This window comes from Velazquezella soli (genome assembly GCF_977018685.1).
In genome coordinates this window covers 2,842,361-2,864,910 of record NZ_CDRNXF010000004.1, presented here as the reverse complement: position 1 = coordinate 2,864,910, position 22,550 = coordinate 2,842,361, and the positions used below count along the sequence as shown (strand labels likewise).

General features: G+C 60.4%; 20 protein-coding genes and 1 tRNA gene. 12 read left to right on the top strand and 9 right to left on the bottom strand.

What is annotated here, in order from left to right:
* The first annotated feature begins 65 nt into the window (after window positions 1-65).
* Window positions 66-1,433 (top strand): aspartate aminotransferase family protein, encoded by a 1,368-nt coding sequence (locus AC0JZ8_RS17500; RefSeq protein ID WP_471893036.1) that lies wholly within the window; start codon window positions 66-68, stop codon window positions 1,431-1,433.
* 2 nt (window positions 1,434-1,435) lie between these two features.
* Here AC0JZ8_RS17500 and AC0JZ8_RS17495 read toward each other — a convergent pair whose 3' ends face one another.
* Complete coding sequence (locus tag AC0JZ8_RS17495; protein ID WP_471893035.1) at window positions 1,436-2,989, bottom strand: ArnT family glycosyltransferase; 1,554 nt, start codon at window positions 2,987-2,989, stop codon at window positions 1,436-1,438.
* A gap of 150 nt (window positions 2,990-3,139) precedes the next feature.
* Window positions 3,140-4,165 (bottom strand): glycosyltransferase family 2 protein, encoded by a 1,026-nt coding sequence (locus tag AC0JZ8_RS17490; RefSeq protein ID WP_062580229.1) that lies wholly within the window; start codon window positions 4,163-4,165, stop codon window positions 3,140-3,142.
* Between the two features lie 155 nt (window positions 4,166-4,320).
* Between AC0JZ8_RS17490 and AC0JZ8_RS17485 the strand changes: the two genes are divergently transcribed.
* Window positions 4,321-5,295, top strand: coding sequence for a lysylphosphatidylglycerol synthase domain-containing protein (locus AC0JZ8_RS17485; protein ID WP_471893034.1), 975 nt, complete (start codon window positions 4,321-4,323; stop codon window positions 5,293-5,295).
* Here AC0JZ8_RS17485 and AC0JZ8_RS17480 read toward each other — a convergent pair whose 3' ends face one another.
* The 4 genes from AC0JZ8_RS17480 to AC0JZ8_RS17465 all read right to left on the bottom strand — a co-directional run bounded on the left by AC0JZ8_RS17480 (window position 5,296) and on the right by AC0JZ8_RS17465 (window position 8,067).
* Complete coding sequence (locus AC0JZ8_RS17480; protein ID WP_471893033.1) at window positions 5,296-5,712, bottom strand: type II toxin-antitoxin system VapC family toxin; 417 nt, start codon at window positions 5,710-5,712, stop codon at window positions 5,296-5,298. It abuts the gene before it with no gap.
* Window positions 5,713-5,720: 8 nt separating this feature from the next.
* The gene (locus tag AC0JZ8_RS17475) at window positions 5,721-5,999 is read right to left on the bottom strand and encodes a hypothetical protein (RefSeq protein WP_471893032.1); all 279 of its coding nucleotides are present in this window, start codon (window positions 5,997-5,999) and stop codon (window positions 5,721-5,723) included.
* 46 nt (window positions 6,000-6,045) lie between these two features.
* A complete protein-coding gene (gene amn / locus AC0JZ8_RS17470) occupies window positions 6,046-7,548 on the bottom strand; it encodes an AMP nucleosidase (RefSeq protein ID WP_062453407.1) in 1,503 nt (500 codons plus the stop codon).
* A 168-nt stretch (window positions 7,549-7,716) separates the two neighbouring features.
* Window positions 7,717-8,067 carry a DUF2147 domain-containing protein gene (locus tag AC0JZ8_RS17465; protein WP_192086800.1) on the bottom strand — a complete coding sequence of 117 codons (351 nt, stop codon included), beginning with the start codon at window positions 8,065-8,067 and terminating at the stop codon, window positions 7,717-7,719.
* A gap of 521 nt (window positions 8,068-8,588) precedes the next feature.
* Here AC0JZ8_RS17465 and AC0JZ8_RS17460 point away from each other — a divergent pair.
* Complete coding sequence (locus tag AC0JZ8_RS17460; RefSeq protein WP_062579770.1) at window positions 8,589-8,855, top strand: SEL1-like repeat protein; 267 nt, start codon at window positions 8,589-8,591, stop codon at window positions 8,853-8,855.
* Window positions 8,856-9,045: 190 nt separating this feature from the next.
* On the opposite strand, the gene AC0JZ8_RS17455 is transcribed toward AC0JZ8_RS17460, so the two are convergent.
* Complete coding sequence (locus AC0JZ8_RS17455) at window positions 9,046-10,155, bottom strand: pyridoxal phosphate-dependent aminotransferase (RefSeq protein WP_471893031.1); 1,110 nt, start codon at window positions 10,153-10,155, stop codon at window positions 9,046-9,048.
* Window positions 10,156-10,276: 121 nt separating this feature from the next.
* A complete protein-coding gene (locus AC0JZ8_RS17450) occupies window positions 10,277-10,621 on the bottom strand; it encodes a hypothetical protein (RefSeq protein WP_244474013.1) in 345 nt (114 codons plus the stop codon).
* 235 nt (window positions 10,622-10,856) lie between these two features.
* Here AC0JZ8_RS17450 and AC0JZ8_RS17445 point away from each other — a divergent pair, with 235 nt between their 5' ends.
* The 6 genes from AC0JZ8_RS17445 to AC0JZ8_RS17420 all read left to right on the top strand — a co-directional run bounded on the left by AC0JZ8_RS17445 (window position 10,857) and on the right by AC0JZ8_RS17420 (window position 17,455).
* Entirely contained in the window at window positions 10,857-12,077 is a 1,221-nt protein-coding gene (locus AC0JZ8_RS17445; protein ID WP_192086798.1) for an NAD(P)/FAD-dependent oxidoreductase, read from the top strand.
* A gap of 30 nt (window positions 12,078-12,107) precedes the next feature.
* Window positions 12,108-12,905 carry an aldolase/citrate lyase family protein gene (locus AC0JZ8_RS17440; RefSeq protein ID WP_471893030.1) on the top strand — a complete coding sequence of 266 codons (798 nt, stop codon included), beginning with the start codon at window positions 12,108-12,110 and terminating at the stop codon, window positions 12,903-12,905.
* 85 nt (window positions 12,906-12,990) lie between these two features.
* Window positions 12,991-13,081, top strand: a tRNA-Ser gene (locus AC0JZ8_RS17435).
* Window positions 13,082-13,440: 359 nt separating this feature from the next.
* Window positions 13,441-14,535 carry a porin gene (locus AC0JZ8_RS17430; protein ID WP_113166386.1) on the top strand — a complete coding sequence of 365 codons (1,095 nt, stop codon included), beginning with the start codon at window positions 13,441-13,443 and terminating at the stop codon, window positions 14,533-14,535.
* Window positions 14,536-14,953: 418 nt separating this feature from the next.
* Window positions 14,954-16,033, top strand: coding sequence for a porin (locus tag AC0JZ8_RS17425; protein ID WP_113166387.1), 1,080 nt, complete (start codon window positions 14,954-14,956; stop codon window positions 16,031-16,033).
* Between the two features lie 339 nt (window positions 16,034-16,372).
* Entirely contained in the window at window positions 16,373-17,455 is a 1,083-nt protein-coding gene (locus AC0JZ8_RS17420) for a porin (protein ID WP_471893029.1), read from the top strand.
* Between the two features lie 90 nt (window positions 17,456-17,545).
* Here the strand turns inward: AC0JZ8_RS17420 and AC0JZ8_RS17415 are convergent, their stop codons facing one another.
* Window positions 17,546-19,705, bottom strand: a complete 2,160-nt coding sequence (locus AC0JZ8_RS17415; RefSeq protein ID WP_471893028.1) for a lytic transglycosylase domain-containing protein — start codon at window positions 19,703-19,705, stop codon at window positions 17,546-17,548.
* A gap of 233 nt (window positions 19,706-19,938) precedes the next feature.
* Here AC0JZ8_RS17415 and dapA point away from each other — a divergent pair, with 233 nt between their 5' ends.
* The 3 genes from dapA (at window position 19,939) to AC0JZ8_RS17400 (ending at window position 22,493) form a co-directional block, all read left to right on the top strand.
* On the top strand, window positions 19,939-20,823 hold the full coding sequence (dapA, locus tag AC0JZ8_RS17410) for a 4-hydroxy-tetrahydrodipicolinate synthase (protein ID WP_062453396.1): 885 nt from the start codon (window positions 19,939-19,941) through the stop codon (window positions 20,821-20,823).
* Window positions 20,824-20,932: 109 nt separating this feature from the next.
* Window positions 20,933-21,409 carry an SsrA-binding protein SmpB gene (gene smpB / locus AC0JZ8_RS17405; RefSeq protein WP_062453395.1) on the top strand — a complete coding sequence of 159 codons (477 nt, stop codon included), beginning with the start codon at window positions 20,933-20,935 and terminating at the stop codon, window positions 21,407-21,409.
* Window positions 21,410-21,524: 115 nt separating this feature from the next.
* Window positions 21,525-22,493 carry a lysylphosphatidylglycerol synthase transmembrane domain-containing protein gene (locus tag AC0JZ8_RS17400; protein ID WP_092661804.1) on the top strand — a complete coding sequence of 323 codons (969 nt, stop codon included), beginning with the start codon at window positions 21,525-21,527 and terminating at the stop codon, window positions 22,491-22,493.
* Window positions 22,494-22,550 lie beyond the last annotated feature (57 nt).

Genomic DNA, 22,550 nt, shown 5'->3' with positions numbered 1-22,550 from the left:
TCGTTGGTAGCCGATAAGAATTGGTCGCACAATCTGAGCCGCGTCCAAGCCCCGAGGGAAACCGCATGAACGAGAAGCCGACGATCTCCAATCTCGCCGCGATCGACGCAGCCCACCACATTCATCCGTTTTCGGACATGAAAGAGCTGAACGCCAAGGGCACGCGAATCATCGAGCGGGCCGAGGGGCGCCATATCTGGGATTCGACGGGCAAGAAGTATCTCGACGGCTTTGCGGGCCTCTGGTGCGTCAACGTCGGCTATGGCCGAAAGTCCATCGCGGACGCTGCCTACCGTCAGATGCAGGAATTGTCCTATTACAACAGCTTCTTCGGCACCACGACGCCGCCCGCCATTCTGCTTGCCCAGAAGATCGCGTCGCATGCGGGGCCGCACATGAACCGCGTGTTCTTCACCAATTCCGGATCAGAGGCCACCGACACCTGGTTCCGCATGGCTCGCGTCTACTGGAAGGCGCTCGGCATGCCGGAAAAGACGCTCGTGATCGCGCGGCGCAACGGCTACCACGGTTCGACCGTCGCCGGCGCCTCGCTCGGCGGCATGAAGCTGATGCACGAACAGGGCAACCTGCCGATCGACGGCATCCACCATATCGGCCAGCCCTACTGGTATGCTGAGGGTGGCGATCTTTCGCCGGAGGAATTCGGCCTGCAAGCAGCGCGCGAGCTTGAAGCCAAGATTGATGAACTGGGCGAAGACAAGGTTGCCGCCTTCGTCGCTGAGCCGATCCAGGGCGCCGGCGGCGTGATCATTCCGCCGGATACCTACTGGCCGGAGATCTCGCGCATCTGCAAGGCGCGCAACATTCTGCTCGTGTCCGATGAAGTCATCTGCGGCTTCGGCCGCCTTGGCTCCTGGTTCGGCTACCAGCATTACGGCTTTGAGCCCGATCTCGCGCCGATCGCGAAAGGCCTGTCCTCCGGCTATCTGCCGATCGGCGGCGTGCTGGTCTCCGACCGGGTCGCGGATGTGATGGTCAACGAGGTCGGCGACTTCTTCCACGGCTACACCTATTCGGGCCACCCGGTGGCCGCAGCAGCCGCGCTCGAAAACCTGCGAATCATCGAAGACGAAGGTCTGGTCGAACGGATCCGCGACGATATCGGACCCTATTTTGCGAAAGGCTGGAAAAGCCTTGAGGCGCATCCGGTCGTCGGACAGGCCGATTGCGTAGGCTTGATCGGCGGCCTTCAGCTTGCAGCCGACAAGGCGACCCGGCGGCGCTATGCCAAACCCGACGATATCGGGTCGCTCGTGCGCAACCACTGCCTCGAAAACGGGCTGATCATGCGCGCCACGGCAGACCGCATGCTGGCATCGCCGGCCTTCACCATCACCCGGGGGGAAGTCGACGAAATGGTAGTGACGTTGTCAAAGGCTCTGGATCACCTCGCAGAAACCGTGACGGAATAGGGTCAGTCCGGGAGATCGACAATTGCCATGGCGAATGGGTACTGGTCGCCTTCGTGTCCCCAGGAGTAGGGAAAGCGCAGGATGACCGGGGTAGCCGAAAGCCCTTCGAGCCCCTGCGTCTTCAAATAGCGGCCAAAGACGGCCTGAAACCCGTCCGGCATTGTGCCATCCGAGCGGCGCCAGACAAAGACTCCCTTGCGATAGGCTGAGATTGCCGTGGTCACCATGCCGGCCGGCTGGTGCGAGACGACAACGGTCGTATCGGGCAGGTTGAAACGCATATTTCCCGCCAGATGCCCATCGGCGGCAATGATCAGCATCGGGCGCGGGTCGGAACCGTCGCTTGCGAGTTCCGGCTCGATCTGCTTCGCCAACTTGTCGAAGGGAATGTTGACGTAACCGTAGTTGCGCGTGAAGGGGTCGATCGCCACTCTTCCAAACAGGATCAGGGGAATAATCACCATGATCGCCGCAGCAGTCACCCAGAGGCGCTTGAGCGGCATCGATATGTCGATCCCGGCTGCGTCGATCTTCAGCGTCAGGTAAAGCGGCAGAATCAGCAGCAGCGGCGTGAGCCAGCGGTCGCGCACGTCATCCACGCCGCCGAACAGGACCATGCCCAAAAGGACGGCCATCACGAATGCCAGGATGCGACCGGCAAGCCGGCTCCAGTCGTCCTCGGCCTTGAAGACCGTCGAAAGCTTTTCACGCAGCGAGATGGCGAACACCGCTGCGGTGAGGGCCATGAACCCGGTCGATGACAGGAGCAGAGATCGCAGTCCGCGGGAGATCGCTGCGAGCGTACCGGCGTCAGCGCTGATGAGTTTGTCCACCGACCGGCTGCTGGCCGCCTCGAAATTGTCGAGCAGCCAGACGGCGTGCGGGGCAACGACAAGCAGCGCCACCAGGCCGCTCAAAAGGATGCGCCAGTCCAGCACCCGGTCTCGAAACCGGCTTTCCATCAGCACTGCAAGCATCGCGCAGAGCGGAAGAAGGACAAAGTTGTACTTGGTCATTCCCCCGATTCCCGTGGCGAGCCCGAACAGAAGGAACGAGGCAAGCGTCGGAACGGATAAGAGCCTGAACAGCGCAAACAGGAAGAGTGAACTGCCGAAGATCGCCGCCACGGTGTGGCTGAGGTCCCGTTGCGCCTCGAACGAGACCTGCGGGATGGTCAAAAGACCGAGCACCGCCACCACCGCGAGGCGCTTGTCCTTCAAGACCTGTCGGGCAGCGAGGAAATAGAAGCCGTAGGCACCGAACAGAAGCAGGTTCTTCAGTCCCGACAAAGTCGGCATCGACATGCCAAAGAGATGAACCGCGAGGTATTGCAGCCAGTTGTAGATCGGCGGCTGGGTGCCGTATCCGGCCAGCAGCCATTGCGACAGATAGGCCTGTTCGCCTTCGTCAAGCTCCAGCGCATGCGGCAGAACCAGACGCACCCCAATATTCACCAGAAAATAGACCGCCAGGACCGTGAAAAACGTGCGGCCGCGGGAAAGCCGGTCCGCGGAGACCCTGACAGTGGAGAAATGTGAACCCTCAAGGCTATGCAAAAGGTTTTCTCCAGGTCCGCCGGTGACGAAGACTGAATAATTCAGGCGCGAATGTCTGTCTGGCGTATCATGCCGTGCCCGCAGATCAAGCGGCAAGCCAGCGTGCCGGCTGCCCTTTTGACGTGTTTTTTCAGAATATCGCTGAGTGTGTCACGGCTGCGGCGTAGCGTCACTCGAGGCGACACCCTCGTGGACTGCCCTGACGATATAGGAGAGCGACGCGCCGTCACGGTAGTAGATGCGGGCGATCATTTCGGCGAGGATGCCGGTGGTGATCATCTGCACCGAGGACAGGAACAGCATCACGCCGATCATGAAGAGCGGACGTGTACCGATATCGTTGCCCAGAATGAACTTGTCGATGAACAGGTAAAACAGGATCAGCGCCGAAAGCGCACCGAGGCCAAGGCCGAGCGATCCAAAGAAATGCCCCGGCCGCGCCTTGAAGCGCATGAAGAACATCACCGACAGAAGATCGAGAATGACGCGGAAGGTGCGCGAGATCCCGTATTTCGAAACGCCGTGCTGGCGGGCGTGATGGGTGACAGGCATTTCGCCGATCCGCGAGCTCGGCACGACGCCCGCAACCCAGGCCGGGATAAAGCGGTGCATCTCGCCCATCAGTTGGACCTGCTTGATGACAGCCGAGCGATAGATTTTCAGCGAGCAGCCGTAGTCATGCAGGCGGACGCCGGTGATGCGGCCGATCAGCCGGTTGGCGATAAAGGAAGGCACCTTGCGCAGGAACAGCCCATCCTGGCGGTTCTTGCGCCAGCCGACCAGGAGGTCGAGTTCGCGTCGCTCGAGTTCGGCGACCATCGAAGGAATGTCTTTGGGGTCGTTCTGCAGGTCGCCGTCGAGCGTCGCAATCAGCCGGCCGCGTGCTTCCGTAATGCCGGCCTGCATGGCGGCCGTCTGGCCGAAATTGCGCTGCAGCTCGATGATCCGCAGGATGAGACCCGAACGCGACAGCGAAAGCTTCGCATTGGCGATCGTCGCGTCGGTGCTTCCGTCGTCGACCAGGATCAGCTCCCATGCCGAGGGATAGGTGGCCATGGCGGCGCAGATCCGCTCGATCAGCGGACCGACGCTTTCCTCTTCGTTGAAGAGCGGCACGACGAGGGAGAGTTCGACCGGTGAAACGGTGCCGATCGTACCATCAAGCGTGCCATCGATCGTACCGGCCGCCGAACTTGCTGTTGTACGCACCTTGTGTTTCTCCTAGAAACTCGGGAAACCTCGGGCGTGACGGTCCGCCGGCATGGCGGCCGCAGTCTCTGCGCCTTGGTCTTAATGCTTGACCCGAAACCTCGTATTGGGCCCCCTGATATATGAAGAATTCTCCGGTTTCCAGCCGCAGACCGTGGATAATTCGCCACGCCATGACGCTTGGCACAGTTGCGATCGTGGCCCTCTACGCCGCCTTCATCCACTATGTCTGGGGCTGGGGCAGGGTCGTTTCATTATGGAGCGCCGCCGGGTGGGGAACGGCTGCTTTAGCGCTCGTGTTATTGCTTGCGACCTATGTGCTGCGCACCTGGCGGATCTATGATTATTTCCCGCACGAAACCGGCGGCCGCTTCGGCACGTTGCTGCGGCTCGTGCAGGTCCACAACCTTCTCAACATCATGCTGCCATTCCGCTCGGGCGAAGCAAGCTTCCCGCTTCTGATGCGGCGCGAGTTCGGCGTTTCTCTCACCCGCGCAACGGCAGCGCTTCTCGTCATGCGGCTGTTCGATCTGCACGCCCTGTTGGCCGCTGCCGGCGTCGGGCTCGTGCTGCAGACGGGTGGTACGACGGGTGCAATCTGGGCGTGGGCGTTGTGGGCCGCGTTTCTCATCCTGCCGGCGCTAGCCTTTGCCTTACGCGGCCATGCCTTCAAGCTCGCGGAAAAGCTGCTGCCGGCGAAGGGGAAGACGCTGCTCGACGAGATCAAGGCCGGACTGCCGCTTGATGCAAACGCCTTTGCTCGGGCCTGGGGCGCAACACTGGTCAACTGGTTCACCAAGATCGCGGTTCTTGCCTGGGTCCTCGGCCTGCTCGGCGGGCTCTCGGTCGGCCCGGGTTTCGGCGGCGCGCTCGGTGGTGAATTGTCCTCGGTACTGCCCGTCCACGCACCCGCCGGCGTCGGCACCTATCCGGCCGGCATCACTGCGGGAGCCATTGCCTTCGGAGCGGATGCGGGTGGGATGGCATTGGAGGAACTCGGCAAGGCTGCGGTCAACACCCACATCCTCGTCATCGTCTCGTCACTCGTCGGCACCGCATTGTCGCTTTTGGCGGCACGGCCGAAGAGGGGGGATTGATCAGGCGAAAGACGAAAGAGGAACAGCCAGCTTCCTTACGGCCCGATCGGTACTCTGACCCAGCTTGCGCACAAGGCTTTCATCGGCCGTCACGAATTGCAGCCCTTCACGTTGGTCAAGGGCCAGATACAGGCAATCGTAGGCCGGATGGTCGATCCGCGCGGCGAGCTCTATGGCCGCCAGCCAGATCGGCAGCATCTCCCGAAGCTGGAGATCCGATCCCTCGATCATCAGAGCGGCAAACCTTGCCTCCGGCAGTGACAACTCCCGGCGCCGCACCTTTTTCCAGAAAATGTTGGCGCACTCCGCCAGGATGAGATCGGGCGCCGCCAACTCGTGTCGGTTCAAAAGGGTCATCGCCTGCGGTGTGCCGGGTTCTTCGACGACCCATTTGACGACAACGCTCGCATCGACCACGTAAAGGGTCATCGCTTGTTGCGCCCCTCGCGCTGCAGCACTTCCGATAGTGTGTGGTCACGGTCTGCCGTCAGCCTGCGGAATTCTTCCGCCAGCGTCTCGAATGTTGGACGGCTGTGGCGGGGCCCGTCCCATCCCGTGCCCTCCAGCGCGTTTAGGGCACGCTGCCTCCGCTCACCTTCCACGAAGTGGCGAAGCACGTCCTCGACTGTTGCCGTTTCCGGCAGCCCGCTGATCTCCTTCGCCTCAATCAGTAGGTCATCGTTGACTGTCGATGTCGCGCGCATTGCAGCCTCCATGCACGCACAAGTGTATACGCGATTTGACCCGCTGTCACTGGAAAGCCGTCTCGTAAAAGCTTCGCAGCTTGCGCGAATGCAGCGTCTCAGTGGGCATCGCCGCCAGTTTCTGCACGGCACGGATGCCGATCTGTAGATGCTGGCTGACCTGGGTCCGGTAGAACGCCGTCGCCATGCCGGGCAGCTTCAGTTCGCCATGCAGCGGCCGGTCGGAGACGCAGAGCAGCGTTCCATAGGGCACACGGAACCGGAAGCCGTTTGCGGCAATCGTTGCCGATTCCATGTCGAGCGCGATCGCTCTCGACTGCGAAAGCCGCTTTACCGGGCCGCGCTGGTCGCGCAGTTCCCAGTTGCGGTTGTCGATCGTCGCCACTGTGCCGGTGCGCATGATCCGCTTCAGCTCGAAACCCTCGTAACCGGTCACTTCCTCGACGGCGCTTTCCAGCGCCTGCTGCACTTCGGCAAGCGCCGGGATCGGGATCCAGACGGGCAGGTCGTCATCGAGCACATGGTCTTCGCGAACATAGGCGTGGGCCAGCACGTAATCACCCAGCCGCTGGCTGTTGCGAAGGCCCGCGCAATGTCCCACCATCAGCCACGCATGCGGACGCAGCACGGCGACGTGGTCGGTAATCGTCTTCGCATTGGAAGGCCCGACGCCGATATTCACGAGAGTAATGCCGGAATGATCGCCCTTCTTGAGGTGATAGGCCGGCATCTGCGGCATCCGGATCGTGCCCGGGTTCTCCGGCCGGTCGTTGCCGGCGGTGGTGAGGATGTTGCCCGGCTCCACGAACTCCGTATACCCGTCGCCACCTTCCGCCATCAGCTTACGCGCCCAGGCGGCGAATTCGTCGATGTAGAACTGGTAGTTCGTGAACAGCACGTAATTCTGGAAATGCTCTGCCCCGGTCGCGGTATAATGGCTGAGCCTTGCCAGCGAATAATCGATGCGCTGCGCGGTAAACGGCGCAAGCGGCGCAGGCTCGCCGAACGGGGCCTCGTATTCGCCATTGGCGATAAGATCGTCCGTATTGTTGAGATCCGGCGTGTCGAACAGGTCGCGCATCGGGATGTCGGCCATCGCGTTGCTGACGGACGACTCGATATGCGCGCCTTCGCCGAATGCGAAATGCAGCGGGATCGGTGTCGTCGATTCCGACACGATCACGGGAACGCCGTGGTTGCGAATGAGCAGATCGAGCTGCTCGATCAGGTAATGGCGAAACAGTTTCGGCCGGGTCACCGTTGTCGTGTAGACGCCGGGGGACGTCACGTGGCCATAGGAGAGACGCGAATCCGCATGGCCGAACGACGTGGTCTCGATCATCACCTGCGGATAGCAGGCGCGGTATCGACCGGTCACGGCCGCACCCTTCGCAAGTGCGCCGAAGGCATCGATCAGGAAGGACGTGTTGCGCTCGTAAAGCGCTGTCAGCGCATCGACGGCTGCTTCCGCATTGTCGAAAGCCTGCGCCGCGACAGGGCTCGGGCTGATGAAAGCAAGGGCGGGGAGTGAAGAGATTCGTGTGTTCATGCGCTATTATAATGGGAAGTTTTCGACAATCAAACGACAGCTGACGGGGATAATAGCCTGATCTCATCCCCAATCGCCGGCGAGACCTGCACTGCTATCCCGGCCCACCCGTTACAGAGGTGACTGCCGGGATTGCAAACGCTGCCGCCTGCTATCGCGACGATAGCGTCAGAGGCGCGTCCAGGTCTGCGACTTGCAGAGGATCTTCATCACGCAGCCCTTCATCTTGAGCGAATTGCCGCTGACCGAGCCGGAGCCGCTATAGGTCTTGTCCGCCTCGGGATCGGTGATCTCGCCGGTATAGTCGCTGCCCTTGGGCGAAAGCTTGCCGATCTGCCGTCCCGCATGCTTGCCGGTTTTCAGCGTCACGCAGAAGGCGCCGCCGCATTTGCCGATCTCTGCCGTCTCGCCGCTTGCGGTCTTCCAGTTGCCCTCGATCGCTTCTGCCGCATGGCCGGTGCCGGCTATGCCGAAGGCGAAGAATGAGAAAGCAGCTGCGAGTATCGAAATGCGCTTCATGATGGTTTTCCCTCCCGGAGCCGGCGCTTCCGCACCGGTCATATGTCTGAGCGTTCGCACCTCCTCGCGCGAACAGCGGAAAATCTAGCTTACGCACACGTAAAGGTAAATATCCTGAGCCTGCGCATGGGGCGGAATATCAGCCGAATCTCCCGCCGTTTTCGCCGAGCGACGCGCGTTTATTTCGACGCGATGAAAACGCGACCCGAATTCGTGGTGAAGAAAGGGTTGAAATCCAGATCTGAATTTTTCGTAAAAATGTCCGCAAAACCCTTAATAGCCAAGGGCCGCGATGTTTAACAAAAAACCAAGTTTACCAAGCGTTTGCACTTTGTTTTCAGCAAATTAATCATGCTTTTTAGGCGCTTTTTGCAAGCTTTGGCCGATACTCAAATCATCAAAGAGCGGCACAAACCGCCACCCCGGAAGGGCCGATAACAAGCTGCACAAGACAGCGACGGTCCCGACGGAAAACAGGGCAGACGACAAGAACAACGTTCTCGAAACAGGGATACGAACCGATGGCACGCTTTGAAATGAATGCTTCCGAAATGGCCACCATGGGTGGCGAGGCTCGCGCAGACGTTCTCTGCGACATGGGTCTGATGTATGCGACCGGACGGGGTTGCCCGGTCGATCTGGTCTCTGCCCACAAGTGGTTGAACATCGCCGCGATCAAGGGCTGCGACCGCGCCGCCGAATTGCGCGCCGATCTCGCCGCGACGATGACCAAGATGCAGCTTGCAGAAGCGCTGCGCGCAGCCCGCGAATGGATGACCATCCACTAACGCGCAAGCGCATATTCAGTCATGCGACCGGCCCAGAAGAAGGCCGGCGATCAAGAACACGGGCCTACCAGAGAGAAAACGGGATGGAGACGCGGCGCGAACCGGAGCTGTTCCCGGCAACAAACCGCAGCCGCTGAAGATCAAAAGACCGCGACCGGCAGAAACAAGGCCGGCGCGGTCTTTTTCTGTTCTAGAGACCCTTCAGAACTTTCGGCAGCACCTCTTCCAGCAATGCCATATCCTGCTCCGGTCCTGCGCTGATGCGGATGCAGCGGTTGAGAGGTGCCACGCCCGGCATACGAATGAAGACGCCGTGCTCCATCAGACCGTCGACGATCGCCCGCGCATGGGTACCATCGCGGCCGCAGTCGATCGCCACGAAATTGGTTGCCGATGGCAGCGGCTCGAGCCCGTTGGCCCGGGCGATCGCCGAGATCCGGTCGCGAGAGGCTTTGATCTTGTCGATCACCTCAGCCAGATAATCCTGGTCTTTCAGTGCCGCCAGTGCTGCTGCCACGCCGACCCGGTTCATGCCGAAATGGTTGCGGATCTTGTCGAACGCGGTGGCGTTGTCGGGCGTCGAGATGGTGTAGCCGACCCGCGCGCCCGCCAGACCGTAGGCCTTGGAGAAGGTCCGGGTGCGGATGATGTTCGGCAGGTCGATCAATGCCGAAAGCTTCGGCGCTGCGCCATCGGGCGCCGTTTCGCAATAGGCCTCGTCCAGCACCATCAGGCAGCTTTCCGGCAGGCCCCGCGCGAAGGAGACGATCTTTTCGGCGTCGTTCCAGCTGCCCATCGGATTGTCGGGATTGGCGAAGTAGACCAGCGGCGCGTTTTCGCGGATGACGGCGTCCATCAGGGCGTCGAGATCTTCGCGATCGTCGCGGTAGGGCACCGTCACCAGCGTGCCGCCATGGCCGGCGACATGGAAGTTGAAGGTTGGATAGGCACCGTAGGACGAGACGACGGGCATTCCCGGCTCGATCACCATCCGCACGATCTGCCCGAGCAGGCCGTCCACGCCTTCGCCGATCGCAATGTTTTCGGCGTTGCAGCCAAGATGCGCGGCAAGCGCCTGCTTCAGCTGGTAATTCTCCGGGTCCGAATATTTCCAGCTGTCTGCGGCGGCGGACTTCATGGCTTCGATGACTGACGGGGCAGGGCCGAACCCGTTCTCGTTGGCGCCAATTCGGGCTTGCACGGCAAGCCCTCTGGCGCGCTCAATGGCCTCGGGGCCGACAAAGGGAACGGTCGCGGGAAGAGCGCCAATGAGCGGCGTGAAGCGCGAGAATGAAGACATGATATCAGGATCCGGTTCAAAAAGTCCGCACACAATAGGGGGCTTTGAACGGCGTGCAAGGGCGGACAAGGCCGCTGATGGCGCGCATGAAGCAAAACTATGCCCCTGACGACGACCCGGCTTAGTGGCTCGTTTCGAACGAAAGCCGGATGACGTGATGCAGGAATTCCGCATCGATCAGCATGTTGAAGGCGACCGTGACCTTCTCCTCTTCGCGGCGCATCACGGTGCAGCCGATTTCGTCGTGAATGCCGAGGATTTCCAGGAAGAAGTTGGCCGGTACCGGCAGGCTGGGACTGACGTCCAATTCGGCGCCATAGAGAGAGATGGTCCGGATCAGGCAGCGGAAGGCGGTATTGGTCGAGAGATGGTGTCCGACAAAGATGATCCGGCCAGGCCGGTCTATCGTGAACTTTTCAAATGCCCGATCGCCCGTGTGAGCATGGTCGTGTGCGGTATCCTTCATCATCGTACCCGGCAGATCGCCTCCCTCGTTCTCGTCCTCGACTATGACTTTATTCCTCTTTTTATGAATCATTCTGAAACAGATGGGTAAAATGCCGCTGATCTGCGCGTTTTCGTCGCGTCATGATCACGCGTTGCGCAAGTTGCACCGTTAGTGTGCCGAAATCGGGCTGTTGACGGGTCGCCGGGGCGGCGCTACCCCTTCAGCCGCGAGTTTTTCGCGATGGGAGCAGGGCGTGGCAGCAGGTAGATTGGTGATCGTCGGGGCAGGGCAGGCCGGGTTCGCGCTCGCCGCCAAGCTGAGAGCGCTGAAGGATGAGCGGCCGATCACGATGATTGGCTCCGAAGATGTCATTCCCTATCAGCGGCCGCCACTGTCCAAGAAGTACCTGATGGGCGAGATGAGTTTCGACCGCCTGACGTTTCGCCCGGAAACCTGGTTTGCGGAACACGATGTCGAGCTCCGGCTCTCGACCTTTGTCGAAGAAATTGACCGGGATGCAAAGACGATCCGAATGCAGGACGGGTCTGTCCTCGAATATGAACATCTGGCGCTGACCACCGGCTCGACGCCGCGCACCCTTCCAGCCAGCATCGGCGGTGATCTCACGGGTGTCTTTACCGTCCGTGACAAGCGCAACGCCGATCTCCTCGCCGACGAGATGAAGGCAGGTCGCCGGCTTCTGATCATCGGCGGTGGCTATATCGGCCTCGAAGCCGCAGCTGTCGCCCGCCATCTCGGGCTTGAAGTGACGCTCATCGAGATGGCTGACCGCATTCTCCAGCGAGTCGCGTCGAAGGAAACCGCCGACGTGATGCGGGCCATTCACGCCGAGCACGGTGTCGTCATCCGGGAAAAGACAGGCCTTACCCGCCTGATCGGCGAGGACGGCCGGGTTCGCGGGGCCGAGTTGTCCGATGGCACGGTCATCGATATCGATTTCGTCATCGTCGGTATCGGCGTCACGCCGAACGACCGGCTGGCCCAGCAATGCGGCCTCGACGTTGGCAATGGCATCCTCGTCGACGACTATGCTCGCACGTCCGATCCGGCAATCTTTGCCATGGGCGATTGCGCCATGCTGCCCTGGAAGGGCAACAACATCCGTCTCGAGTCGGTGCAGAACGCAGTCGACCAGGCCGAATCGGTTGCCGCGACCCTGACCGGGTCAGCCGAGCCCTACGAGGCAAAGCCGTGGTTCTGGTCCGACCAGTATGACGTGAAGCTGCAGATCGCCGGGTTCAACCTCGGCTACGACGAGACAGTGATGCGGCCGGGCAGCCGGGAAGGCAGCGTCTCGATCTGGTATTTCCGCGAGGGCCGCCTGATCGCGGTGGATGCGATCAACGACGCCAAGGCCTATGTGACCGGCAAGAAGCTGCTGGACAACGGCCTGACGGCAGACAAGGCGCTGATCGCCGATCCGGCGACCGACCTCAAGCAGTTGCTCGCGTAATAAAGACAGCATTTTTTAAAAGGAGATACCATGCCGGCACCGAAAAACGCCTTCAAGGCTCGTTTGCAAGCCGGCCTGCCGCAAATCGGCCTCTGGCTCAACATGGCCGAGCCGTTGCCGGCGGAAATTGCCGGCCATGCGGGCTTCGACTGGCTGGTCATCGATGGCGAACACGGACCGAACGACCTGCGCAGCATCATGGCGCAGTTGCAGGCCCTGTCCTCCTCCTCATCGGAAGCCGTCGTTCGCCCGCCGATGGGCGAAACCTGGATGATCAAGCAACTGCTCGACATCGGCGCCCGCACGCTTCTGGTGCCGATGGTCGATTCCGCCGAGCAGGCGAAAGCACTGGTTGATGCCGTCCGCTATCCGCCGGAGGGAAAGCGCGGCGTGGGTGCAGCCGTTGCCCGCGCGTCCGCCTTCAACGCGATCGCAGACTATACAGACACGGCTGCAGACGAGATCTGCCTTCTGGTGCAGGTCGAAACCATGGCGGCGATCGATGACATCGAGCGAATCGCGGAGGTCGAAGGCGTTGACGGCATCTTCATCGGTCCGGCAGATCTCTCTGCCGACATGGGTTTTCGCGGCCAGATCGGTGCACCGCAAGTGCAGGACGTGATCGAGAACGCGAATCGCCGAATCGTCGCCGCCGGCAAACCGGCCGGCATCTTGACCTTCGAAGAAGAACTCAACCGCCGCTATCTCGATCTCGGCGCAACGTTCGTGGCCGTCGGCGCCGATGTCGCTCTCTATTCCAATGCGCTGAAGACGCTCGCCGGTCGCTATGGACGCGGTTCGGGTGGTGCAGGCTCCGCCAGCTACTGATTCCACGCCGAATCCTGCCTCGAATCGGGATCGGCCTGCGAAAGACCTTGCAATCGGCAACGTTCCGAAATAATCAGGCCGGACCGGAGAGGTGGCCGAGTGGTCGAAGGCGCTCCCCTGCTAAGGGAGTATACGGCAAAACCGTATCGTGGGTTCGAATCCCATCCTCTCCGCCATTCCCAAATTTCAAACTCCCAATCGATTTGCGATCCTAGAATCGCTGTTGCGCGCGTAGTTCGCTGAACCTTGCGCGAAGCCTAAGTGGCTGCTTTCCAATGTGTTTCTTAACGATGTGTAAACTTTTAACGGTCGCCCGAGGTGCTTTTGTGCTCTTTCGGCAACACGGGTTTGTGAAGCAGGTGGGTAGAAGGTGCGGATGGCCAGTTCGCGATTGCATGCGCGGCCTGCATTTGTAATTTGAACCACGGAAGCGCGGCGGTGGTTCGTCCGTTTTCAAAGTCCCGGGGACGGGCAGGGAACGCTGGCCTTTAGCAAAAGACCCATCCCCATATGAAACTTTGACTGGAGGTCAAATATGAACATCAAGAGCCTTCTTCTCGGCTCCGCTGCAGCTCTCGCAGCAGTTTCCGGCGCCCAGGCTGCTGACGCGATCGTCGCTGCTGAGCCGGAGCCAATGGAATACGTTCGCGTTTGCGACGCTTTCGGCACAGGTTACTTCTACATCCCGGGCACGGAAACCTGCCTCAAGGTTGGTGGTTACGTTCGTTTCGACGCTAAGTACAACGACGCATACCGCCTTGACCGCGAGGGTCTCTTCACCAACACTCGCGCTCACATCTCGCTCGACACCGCTTCGGACACCGAATGGGGCGCTCTGAAGACCAAGATCGTAGCTCGCTTCGACTACAACCCTCAGTATGATGTCATCTCCGACACCAACGGCACTGACATCGGTTTCGATGGCAACAACACTCGCACTCGTCTGAACCAGGCTTACATCACTTGGGGCGGGTTCCTGGTCGGTCTTGCTGACTCGCAGTACTCGCAGTTCTCGGGCTACGCTGGCGACATCATCAACGATGATGTGATCTCCTACGGTCCTTTCGAACTCAACCAGGTTACCTACACCTTCGACGCCGGCAACGGCTTCAAGGTTGTTGCTTCGCTTGAAGACGACGGCGCGAACGACAACGACACTCCCGGTGGCGCAAGCGACTGGCCGGATGCAGTTCTTGGCGCTAAGTACGACAACGGCACGTTCGCTGCTTCGCTCGTCGGCGGTTACGATGAGTCGGCTGAAGAAGGCGCTGTAAAGGGCCGCATCTCCGGCAAGTTCGGCGCATTCTCGGCCTTCCTCATGGGCGGCTGGAACACAGACGGCGACACCAACAACAAGTACGCACCAGGTACCAACTATGGTGATGCTACGGTAGGTTGGGGCGACTGGGCTGTCTGGGGCGGCGCTGGCTACAAGTTCACCGACAAGGTTGCTGCTAACGTACAGGTTGGCTACACCGACTCCGAAGTTCTTGCTGCTTCCGCAAACGTCAAGTGGACCCCGGTTTCGGGTCTCCTGATCCAGCCGGAAGTTTCGTACACGAGCGTCGACAACGCGCAGATGGACGACGATCAGTGGACCGGTATGGTTCGCCTTCAGCGCACGTTCTAATCCTTATTTAAGGATTGTTTAACGGAAGGCCCGGCTCACGCCGGGCCTTTTGTCGTTCGTGGCACTGATTTTTCTGCGCGATCCGTCGCGAATCGGCGTCGTGGCCTGGTGATTTTTCCCGATGAGGGAGGTTGTCACATTCCTCTGGAAGCATCGTCGGTCGCCGATTCCCGGCCTGTTTATTAAGTGTTGGTTAACACTCGAAACCAATGCGATGAAACGTTGCAACACTTTTTCAAATAAACGCCAAAAATGCACGTCGAAGCTTGCGATTTACTTGTCACAATTGGGAAGGTCTCGTAGCCTCAAGAGATGAAGCGCGTCGGTTCGTCGCCGTTTCTTGAGTCGCGGGGAGGGGCAGATATGCTGGCTCCAGCAAGCTACTCACCCCTTTTGAAACTTTGACTGGAGGTCAAATATGAACATCAAGAGCCTTCTTCTCGGCTCCGCTGCAGCTCTCGCAGCAGTTTCCGGTGCCCAGGCTGCCGACGCTATCGTCGCTGCTGAGCCGGAGCCAATGGAATACGTTCGCGTTTGCGACGCTTTCGGCACCGGTTACTTCTACATCCCGGGCACTGAAACCTGCCTCAAGATCGGTGGTTACGTTCGTTTCGACGCGCAGTACGCAGACGCTTACAGGCCGAATAGCGATGGCCTGTACACGAACACCCGCGCGCACATCTCGCTCGACACGGCTTCTGACACCGAATGGGGTGCACTGAAGACCCGTATCACGGCCCGCTTCGACTACAATCCGCAGTATGATGTGGTTTCCGACACTAACGGCACTGGTATCGTCTCTGACGGCAACAACACCCGTACGCGTCTCATCGACGCCTACATCACATGGGGCGGCTTCCTGGTTGGTCTCACCGACTCTCAGTTCTCGTCCTTCTCGGGTTACGCCGGCGACGTCATCAACGATGACGTGATCTCCTACGGCCCGTTCGAACTGAACCAGGTTACCTACACCTTTGACGGTGGCAATGGCTTCAAGGCCGTGGTCTCGCTCGAAGACGACGGCACCAACGACAACGACACACCCGGTGGCGCAAGCGATTGGCCCGATGCTGTTGCTGGTATCAAGTACGACACAGGCACGTTCGCAGCTTCGCTTGTCGGTGGTTACGACGAATCGGCTGAAGAAGGCGCAATCAAGGCCCGCATCTCCGGCACCTTCGGCGCATTCTCGGCCTTCCTTCTCGGTGGCTGGAACTCGGACGGCGACACCACAAACAAGTACGCTTTTGGCGACAGCATTGGCCAGAGCTGGGGTGACTGGGCTGTTTGGGGTGGCGCAGGCTACAAGTTTACCGACAAGGTTGCTGCCAACGTTCAGCTTTCCTACACGGACAACGACACCTTCGCAGCAACTGGTAACGTTCAGTGGACCCCGGTTTCCGGTCTCCTGATCCAGCCGGAAATCTCCTACACCAGCTGGGACGCAATCGACGAAGACCAGTTCGCTGGTATGGTTCGCCTTCAGCGCACGTTCTGATCCTTTAAAAGGATTTGGTTTTACGAAAGGCCCGGCTTCTGCCGGGCTTTTTGCGTTTCGGCGTTTGAGCCGGTCCGCCGCTCGACGATTCGCTGCAACGCAGCATCGTCCGCTCTTCAGCGATTTAGAACACACGAACCAACTGATGAATGCTTGCAACACCGACCGGTTCGATTGAGGCGCTAATGGACGCGACAGTGCCGATTTCGTTGCCGCAAAGTTGATCGACGACTAGCGTCTCGGCAGCCGACCACGCGACTCGGGGTGATTCCTGCTTCCATGGACGACCTTGTTTTACGACATGCATTGTTTCATCTGCGTTTGTTTGGAGATTACAAAATGAACATCAAGAGCCTTCTTCTTGGCTCCGCTGCTGCCCTGGCAGCAGTTTCCGGCGCTCAGGCTGCCGACGCTATCGTCGCAGCCGAACCGGAACCCATGGAATACGTTCGCGTTTGTGACGCGTTTGGCACAGGCTACTTCTACATCCCAGGCACTGAGACCTGCCTCAAGGTTGGCGGTCGCGTCCGCTTCGACGCTCTGTATGGCGATGCCTACAATCCTGACGCCGATGGTCTCTATACAAACACCCGTGCCGAGCTCTACCTGAGCACAGCTTCCGATACGGAATGGGGTGCTTTAAAGACCAACCTTACGGCGCGCTTCGATTATAACCCGCAGTATGACGCCATTGATGCGGCTGGCACCGGCATCGAAAGTGACGGCAACAACACCCGTACCCGCCTGATGGTTGCGACGATCGAACTCGGCGGCTTTGCGGTCGGCCTGCAGGATTCGCTCTATGAATCCTTCATCGATTACGCCGGTAACGTCGACAGCGACGACGTCATCAATTACGGCCCGAGCGAAGTCAACATGGTTGCCTACACCTACAAGGGTGGCAACGGCTTCTCGGCATTCGCCGCTCTCGAAGACGACGGCCAGAACGACAACGACACCGCCGGTGGCGCCAGCGACTGGCCGAATGTTGCCGCTGGTCTGAAATACGACACAGGCAATTTCATGGTCGGCGTAACAGGTGGTTACGACGAATCGGCTGAAGAAGGTGCCGTCAAGGCACGTGTCGGCGGCAAGTTCGGCGCCTTCACCGCCTTCCTGATGGGTGGCTGGAACAGCGACGGCGACAGCTTCAACTCCTATGCACCTGAAATCATTGATGGCTTCGGCTGGGGTGACTGGGCCGTCTGGGGTGGTGCCGGTTACGAGTTCAACGAAGACCTTGCTGCCAACATGCAGGTTTCCTACTCTGATAGCGACGTCCTTTCGGCTGTCGCCAACCTGCAGTGGACGCCGATCCAGGGCTTCCTGATCCAGCCAGAAATTGCCTACACCAAGTGGAACAACGCCACGCTCGACGACGAAGCATGGTCGGGTCTCTTGCGCTTCCAGCGCACGTTCTGATTTCTGCTATCAAACGCGAAAGGCCCGGCATTGCCGGGCCTTTTTGCATTCTGAGGTGTGATCAGATGAACCAGGCGTTGCAAGATAAGATTATCGGCGACCCAACCGCAGGTCTGTCACGATATCCGACGTCTGTCCAAGCCTGACCTTGTAGACCTGATAGTTCTCCATTACCCGCTGCACATAGTTGCGCGTTTCGGGGAAGGGGATGCGCTCGATCCAGTCGACGACTTCGTCGATAGGCTTGCCGCGAGGATCGCCATAGCGGGCAATCCACTCGTTCACCCGTTTCGGCCCCGCATTGTAGGCGATGAATGTCATGATGTAGGAGCCGCCGAACGTCTCGATCTGCTCTCCCAGATAATGGGCGCCGAGCGTCGCGTTATAGCCGGCATCGCTTGTCAATCGGTCGGCCTTGAAGGCCAGCCCGTGGCGCCTCGCCACGCCCTGGGCGGTCGTCGGCAGGATTTGCAGCAGCCCGCGGGCGTTGGCCGGTGACACGGCTGTCGGATTGAACGCGCTTTCCTGCCGGGCGATCGCGTAGGCAAGCGCCTTGCCGGACCCCTCGATATTGGCAGCCGTTGGAATGACGCCCAGTGGATAGGCAAGCGCTGCAACGTCGATGCCGCGTGAAAAGGCACTCTTGCCGATCGAGAGCGACAGCGCATGGTCGCCCTGCGCTTCCGCGCGTGACGAAAGCAGCGCGAGTTCACCGGGGCTTGTCAGCTCTTCGCCAAGTGCCTTGTAAAGCGCTGCCGACCGGCGATCGTGGCCGGCGGCGTCCAGTCTTGCGATAGCCCGAACGGCCTCGCGGTTTTCGAACATCTGCCGGTCGGCTGCCGATGGCGTCGGATAACTGACATCGAGCGTCCGCGTGCCCAGCCTTGCGGCGGCGAGCTGGCCATAGAATGTGCCGGGGAACCGGGCAGCGCGGCTGTAGAATTCCGATGAGGAACCCGGTCCGCCAGCTTCCGCGGCGCGTCCGAGCCAGTAGAGCGCGCGCGATGCCGAGAGCGGACGGCTCGAGGCGGCAAGAATCCTCGAGAAATGCTTTTCGGCTGTGGCCGGATCGTTCAGCGCCCGCAGCGCGTACCAGCCCGCATGAAACTCCGCATCCACCTTGTCGGTGGAGAGTGCTGCCATCGGGTCGGACACCGTCCGGTAGGCCAGCCTGACATCGCCGAGATCGGCGAGCCCGCGGGCAACGATTCGTTGCTCGTTCCACCATTCGCTGGTGTTGATCAGGCGGCCCGCTTCGCGCGGAGCCTTTGCGAGAAGCGCTGCTGCCTCCTGGTACTTGTCCTGCCGGCGCAGATATTCGATCCGCACGAACAGGGTAGCCGGATCGCTTGCCAGCGAACGGTCAATTGCCTCGATCGCCGGTCCTGCCGTCTTTGCGTTGACGATGACGGCGTTCCACGCCTTGTAGAGCGATTGCGAACCGCCGAGCTCGGCAAAGCGCTTCGCCTGCGCGCCGCGGCTGCGGTACATCAGGTAATCCATCCGCGCCCGGTGATCCGCAGGCGAAAGAAGCGCAGAAAACTCGGCAAGGATCCGGTCTTCCATCGGCTTGTCCAGCGGCTCGGATGCCCAGATGTTTTTCAGGATGCGCCCGGCATCGGCATGTTTGCCGCTTGCCACCAACGCCCTCGATAGAATGACGGCACCTTCCGGCGTTTCCGGTTTCGTCGTGCCGAAAGCGGCAAGCACCTGGGCCGGCGTCGGGTTTTCGCGGTAGAGCGCGCGTTCGGACTGCGCCCGCAGGGTGGAAAGCCCCGGCCATCCGACGAGCCTGCGCTGCGCAGCGGCAATTTCGCTCGAAGGAATACCGCGGGCGCCCGAGGTGGCAATCGCCCAGGTCAGGATCTTTTCGTCGAGCGAGCCTTCCGGCAGGCTGTCGCGCATGGCGATCGCCTGTGCGGCATCGTTGTCGGAGAGTGCATCGAGACCGGCCTTGAGAGCAGGGGCGGGAGCGGGCGTCGCAAGCGGCCGGTTCATCCTGGGGATTGCGCCGGTAATGTCAGGCACGGGAACCAGCGCCGGAGTGGCCGGTGGTGTTGTCGGTGGCGCAGGGACGGGCGTCGGAACGGTGGTGAAGCCCTGGATTGCAGCGGGAGCGTCCGGCCTCACGAATGGGAGCGGTGCGACGCCTGCATTGGAACCTGGAGGTGCAGCGTAAGCCGGCAGGACCGCGACGCTGATTGACAGCGCTGCCCAGAGCGTCTTGAGGATTACAACGGGTTTGCTCATCCGGCAACTCGCGACAACGATGTTTCAGACCCCTTATTAGCTGCTGACAAGCTTAACAAAACCTTACCACAGCGGTCACGATCGCGCGAATTCTTAAGTGGGATTTACGCTGAAAACCCATGTACTTCCGCTTGTCGCCGCCCGGTCGCCGATTTATGGTGCCCAGCCTTATAGTCGCGGATTACGGCCGAAGCATGGATTGTACCATGCCCTTCGGCCTTTGGGAGTTTTGCATGTTCAAGGGATCGATCCCCGCTCTCGTCACCCCCTTCACCACCGACGGCGCGGTGGACGAGGATGCTTTCGCCGCGCATGTGGAGTGGACGATCTCGGAAGGCAGTTCCGGTCTGGTCCCGGTCGGTACGACCGGCGAATCTCCGACGCTCTCGCACGACGAACACAAGCGGGTCGTTGAACTGTGCGTCGAGGCCGCCCGCGGCCGCGTCCCTGTCATCGCCGGCGCCGGGTCCAACAACACCCGCGAAGCGATCGAGCTTGCCCAGCATGCGCAGACCGCGGGCGCCGATGCGCTTCTGGTGGTCACACCCTATTACAACAAGCCGACCCAGAAGGGCCTGATCGCGCATTTTTCCGCGGTCGCCGAAGCCACGGATCTGCCGATCATCATCTACAACATTCCCGGCCGGTCGGTCATCGACATGACCCCGGAAACGATGGGTTTCCTTACCAAGGCCTACAAGAACATCGTCGGCGTCAAGGATGCGACCGGCAAGATCGAGCGCGTCTCCGAACAGCGCATCACCTGCGGGTCGGAATTCGTGCAGCTGTCCGGCGAGGATGCGACGGCACTTGGCTTCAACGCCCATGGTGGCGTTGGCTGCATCTCGGTGACGGCCAATGTCGCGCCGCGGCTTTGTGCCGAGTTCCAGGCCGCCACGCTTGCCGGCGATTATGCCAAGGCACTCGAGTATCAGGATCGCCTGATGCCGCTGCACAAGGCGATCTTCATGGAGCCCGGCGTCTGCGGTTCGAAATACGGGCTTTACAAGGTCCGCGGTCTGAACCGCGCCGTCCGCTCTCCACTGATGTCGACGCTGGAACCGGCGACGGAAGCTGCCATTGATGCAGCACTGCGTCATGCGGGTATCCTGAACTGAAGCCGCAGCGCTTCACTTTTGCTGCCTGGCGCATTACATAGAAATCGAACCCCGCTCATCGCCCATGGGCGGGGATTGTGTTTCAGATGAAGGGCGACGGAAGATTTCAATGGCCCCCAAAGGCAGCCAGCGCACGGTGAACAAGATTGTCGCGGAAAACCGCAAGGCCCGCTTCAATTACGAGATCCTCGATACCTACGAAGCCGGCATCATGCTGACCGGCACCGAGGTCAAGTCGCTGCGTGACGGCAAGGCAAATATCGCCGAGTCCTACGCCTCCGACGAAGGCAATGAAATCTGGCTGATCAACAGCCATCTTCCGGAATATCTGCAGGCCAACCGCTTCAACCACGAGCCGCGCCGTCGCCGGAAGCTGCTTTTGTCGAAGCGCGAGATCTCCCGCCTGCGTGTCGGTATCAACCGTGAAGGCATGACGCTGGTGCCGTTGAAGATCTACTTCAATGAAAAGGGTCGCGCGAAACTCGAACTGGCGCTCGCCAAGGGCAAGAAGCTGCACGACAAGCGCGAGACCGAGAAGGAACGCGACTGGAACCGCGAGAAGTCGCGGCTTTTCAAGGCCGGCTGAGGCTGACCGGTCGGGCGTCGCGTTAAGCGCGTGCTCGAGCGAGCTGGAGAACCCTCACTGCGGAACAAAACCACACATCGCCCGTTTCAGCTCGTTATTTTGGGGTAAGTGGGCGATGACGAAGAAGCAGATCTTTACCTACATCACGATTGTCATCGGCTTCGGCGCCGCCGGCTACCTTCTGTACCATACGTTCCGCGAATACTCGCTCAGCGACATTGTCCAGTCCGTCCGGGATATCCCGACCTATAATCTCGTCATGGCGGGTCTGTTTGCCGCCGGATCCTATGTCTGCCTGTCCGGCTTCGATTGGGCCGGCGTGCGCTATGTGAAGAACGACCTCTCCTATCCCAAGATCGGCCTTGCCTCCTTCATCGCCCTGTCGATCGGCCAGAGTGTCGGCCTGTCGGGTCTCAGCAGCGGCGCGCTGCGCTATCGCTACTATCATCACTGGGGCATGAGCACCGAGGACGTTGCCAAGATCGTTCTGTTTTCCGGTGTCACTGTCGGCATCGGCATGGCCGTTCTGTCGGGTATCGTGATGATCATCAATCCGAAGGATGCCGCAACAGTCCTGCGGCTGTCGGAGGCGATGGTTATGGGGATCGGTTTTGCCTGCCTCGCCGTGACGGGTGTATATCTCATCCTCGCGGCAACGGTGCGCGCGCCTTTGAAGATCCGCTCCTGGAGCTTTGAAATGCCGACGCTCAGGATCGCCATCGCACAGGTGGTAATCGGCACGATCAATTTCGCGCTCGTATCCGCCTGTCTGCGCGAAGTCATGGCAGCGAGCGCCGATGTCAGCTACCTGAAGGCCGCGACCGCGTTCGTGCTCGCCAATCTTGCAATCCTCATAACCCATGCGCCCGGTGGCCTCGGAGTCCTCGAGGCAACGGTTCGTCATGTAATGGGCGACCAGGCGTCGATTGGTTCGCTTGTCGCGTTCCGAGTGATCTACTTCTTCATTCCGTTCTTTATCGGGCTTCCCCTGGCCCTGATCGTCGAGGGCGTGTTTCGTGCACGAAAGCGCAGCGCCGGGCAGGGGGCGTCATCTTCGGTGACGCCGGAGCCGCATTCGGCCTAGTCGTTTTCCCCAACAAAAAAGGCGCCGTCGAACGGCGCCTTTCTCATTCCAGGGATG

Coding starts and splice junctions, on each gene's coding strand:
- AC0JZ8_RS17425 (WP_113166387.1), top strand. CDS start 14,954: ATGAACATCAAGAGCCTTCTTCTCGGCTCCGCTGCAGCTCTCGCAGCA.
- amn (WP_062453407.1), bottom strand. CDS start 7,548: ATGAACACACGAATCTCTTCACTCCCCGCCCTTGCTTTCATCAGCCCG.
- AC0JZ8_RS17465 (WP_192086800.1), bottom strand. CDS start 8,067: ATGAAGCGCATTTCGATACTCGCAGCTGCTTTCTCATTCTTCGCCTTC.
- AC0JZ8_RS17400 (WP_092661804.1), top strand. CDS start 21,525: ATGACGAAGAAGCAGATCTTTACCTACATCACGATTGTCATCGGCTTC.
- dapA (WP_062453396.1), top strand. CDS start 19,939: ATGTTCAAGGGATCGATCCCCGCTCTCGTCACCCCCTTCACCACCGAC.
- AC0JZ8_RS17430 (WP_113166386.1), top strand. CDS start 13,441: ATGAACATCAAGAGCCTTCTTCTCGGCTCCGCTGCAGCTCTCGCAGCA.
- AC0JZ8_RS17500 (WP_471893036.1), top strand. CDS start 66: ATGAACGAGAAGCCGACGATCTCCAATCTCGCCGCGATCGACGCAGCC.
- AC0JZ8_RS17485 (WP_471893034.1), top strand. CDS start 4,321: ATGAAGAATTCTCCGGTTTCCAGCCGCAGACCGTGGATAATTCGCCAC.
- AC0JZ8_RS17440 (WP_471893030.1), top strand. CDS start 12,108: ATGCCGGCACCGAAAAACGCCTTCAAGGCTCGTTTGCAAGCCGGCCTG.
- AC0JZ8_RS17420 (WP_471893029.1), top strand. CDS start 16,373: ATGAACATCAAGAGCCTTCTTCTTGGCTCCGCTGCTGCCCTGGCAGCA.
- smpB (WP_062453395.1), top strand. CDS start 20,933: ATGGCCCCCAAAGGCAGCCAGCGCACGGTGAACAAGATTGTCGCGGAA.
- AC0JZ8_RS17415 (WP_471893028.1), bottom strand. CDS start 19,705: ATGAGCAAACCCGTTGTAATCCTCAAGACGCTCTGGGCAGCGCTGTCA.
- AC0JZ8_RS17455 (WP_471893031.1), bottom strand. CDS start 10,155: ATGTCTTCATTCTCGCGCTTCACGCCGCTCATTGGCGCTCTTCCCGCG.
- AC0JZ8_RS17475 (WP_471893032.1), bottom strand. CDS start 5,999: ATGCGCGCGACATCGACAGTCAACGATGACCTACTGATTGAGGCGAAG.
- AC0JZ8_RS17450 (WP_244474013.1), bottom strand. CDS start 10,621: ATGAAGGATACCGCACACGACCATGCTCACACGGGCGATCGGGCATTT.
- AC0JZ8_RS17460 (WP_062579770.1), top strand. CDS start 8,589: ATGGCACGCTTTGAAATGAATGCTTCCGAAATGGCCACCATGGGTGGC.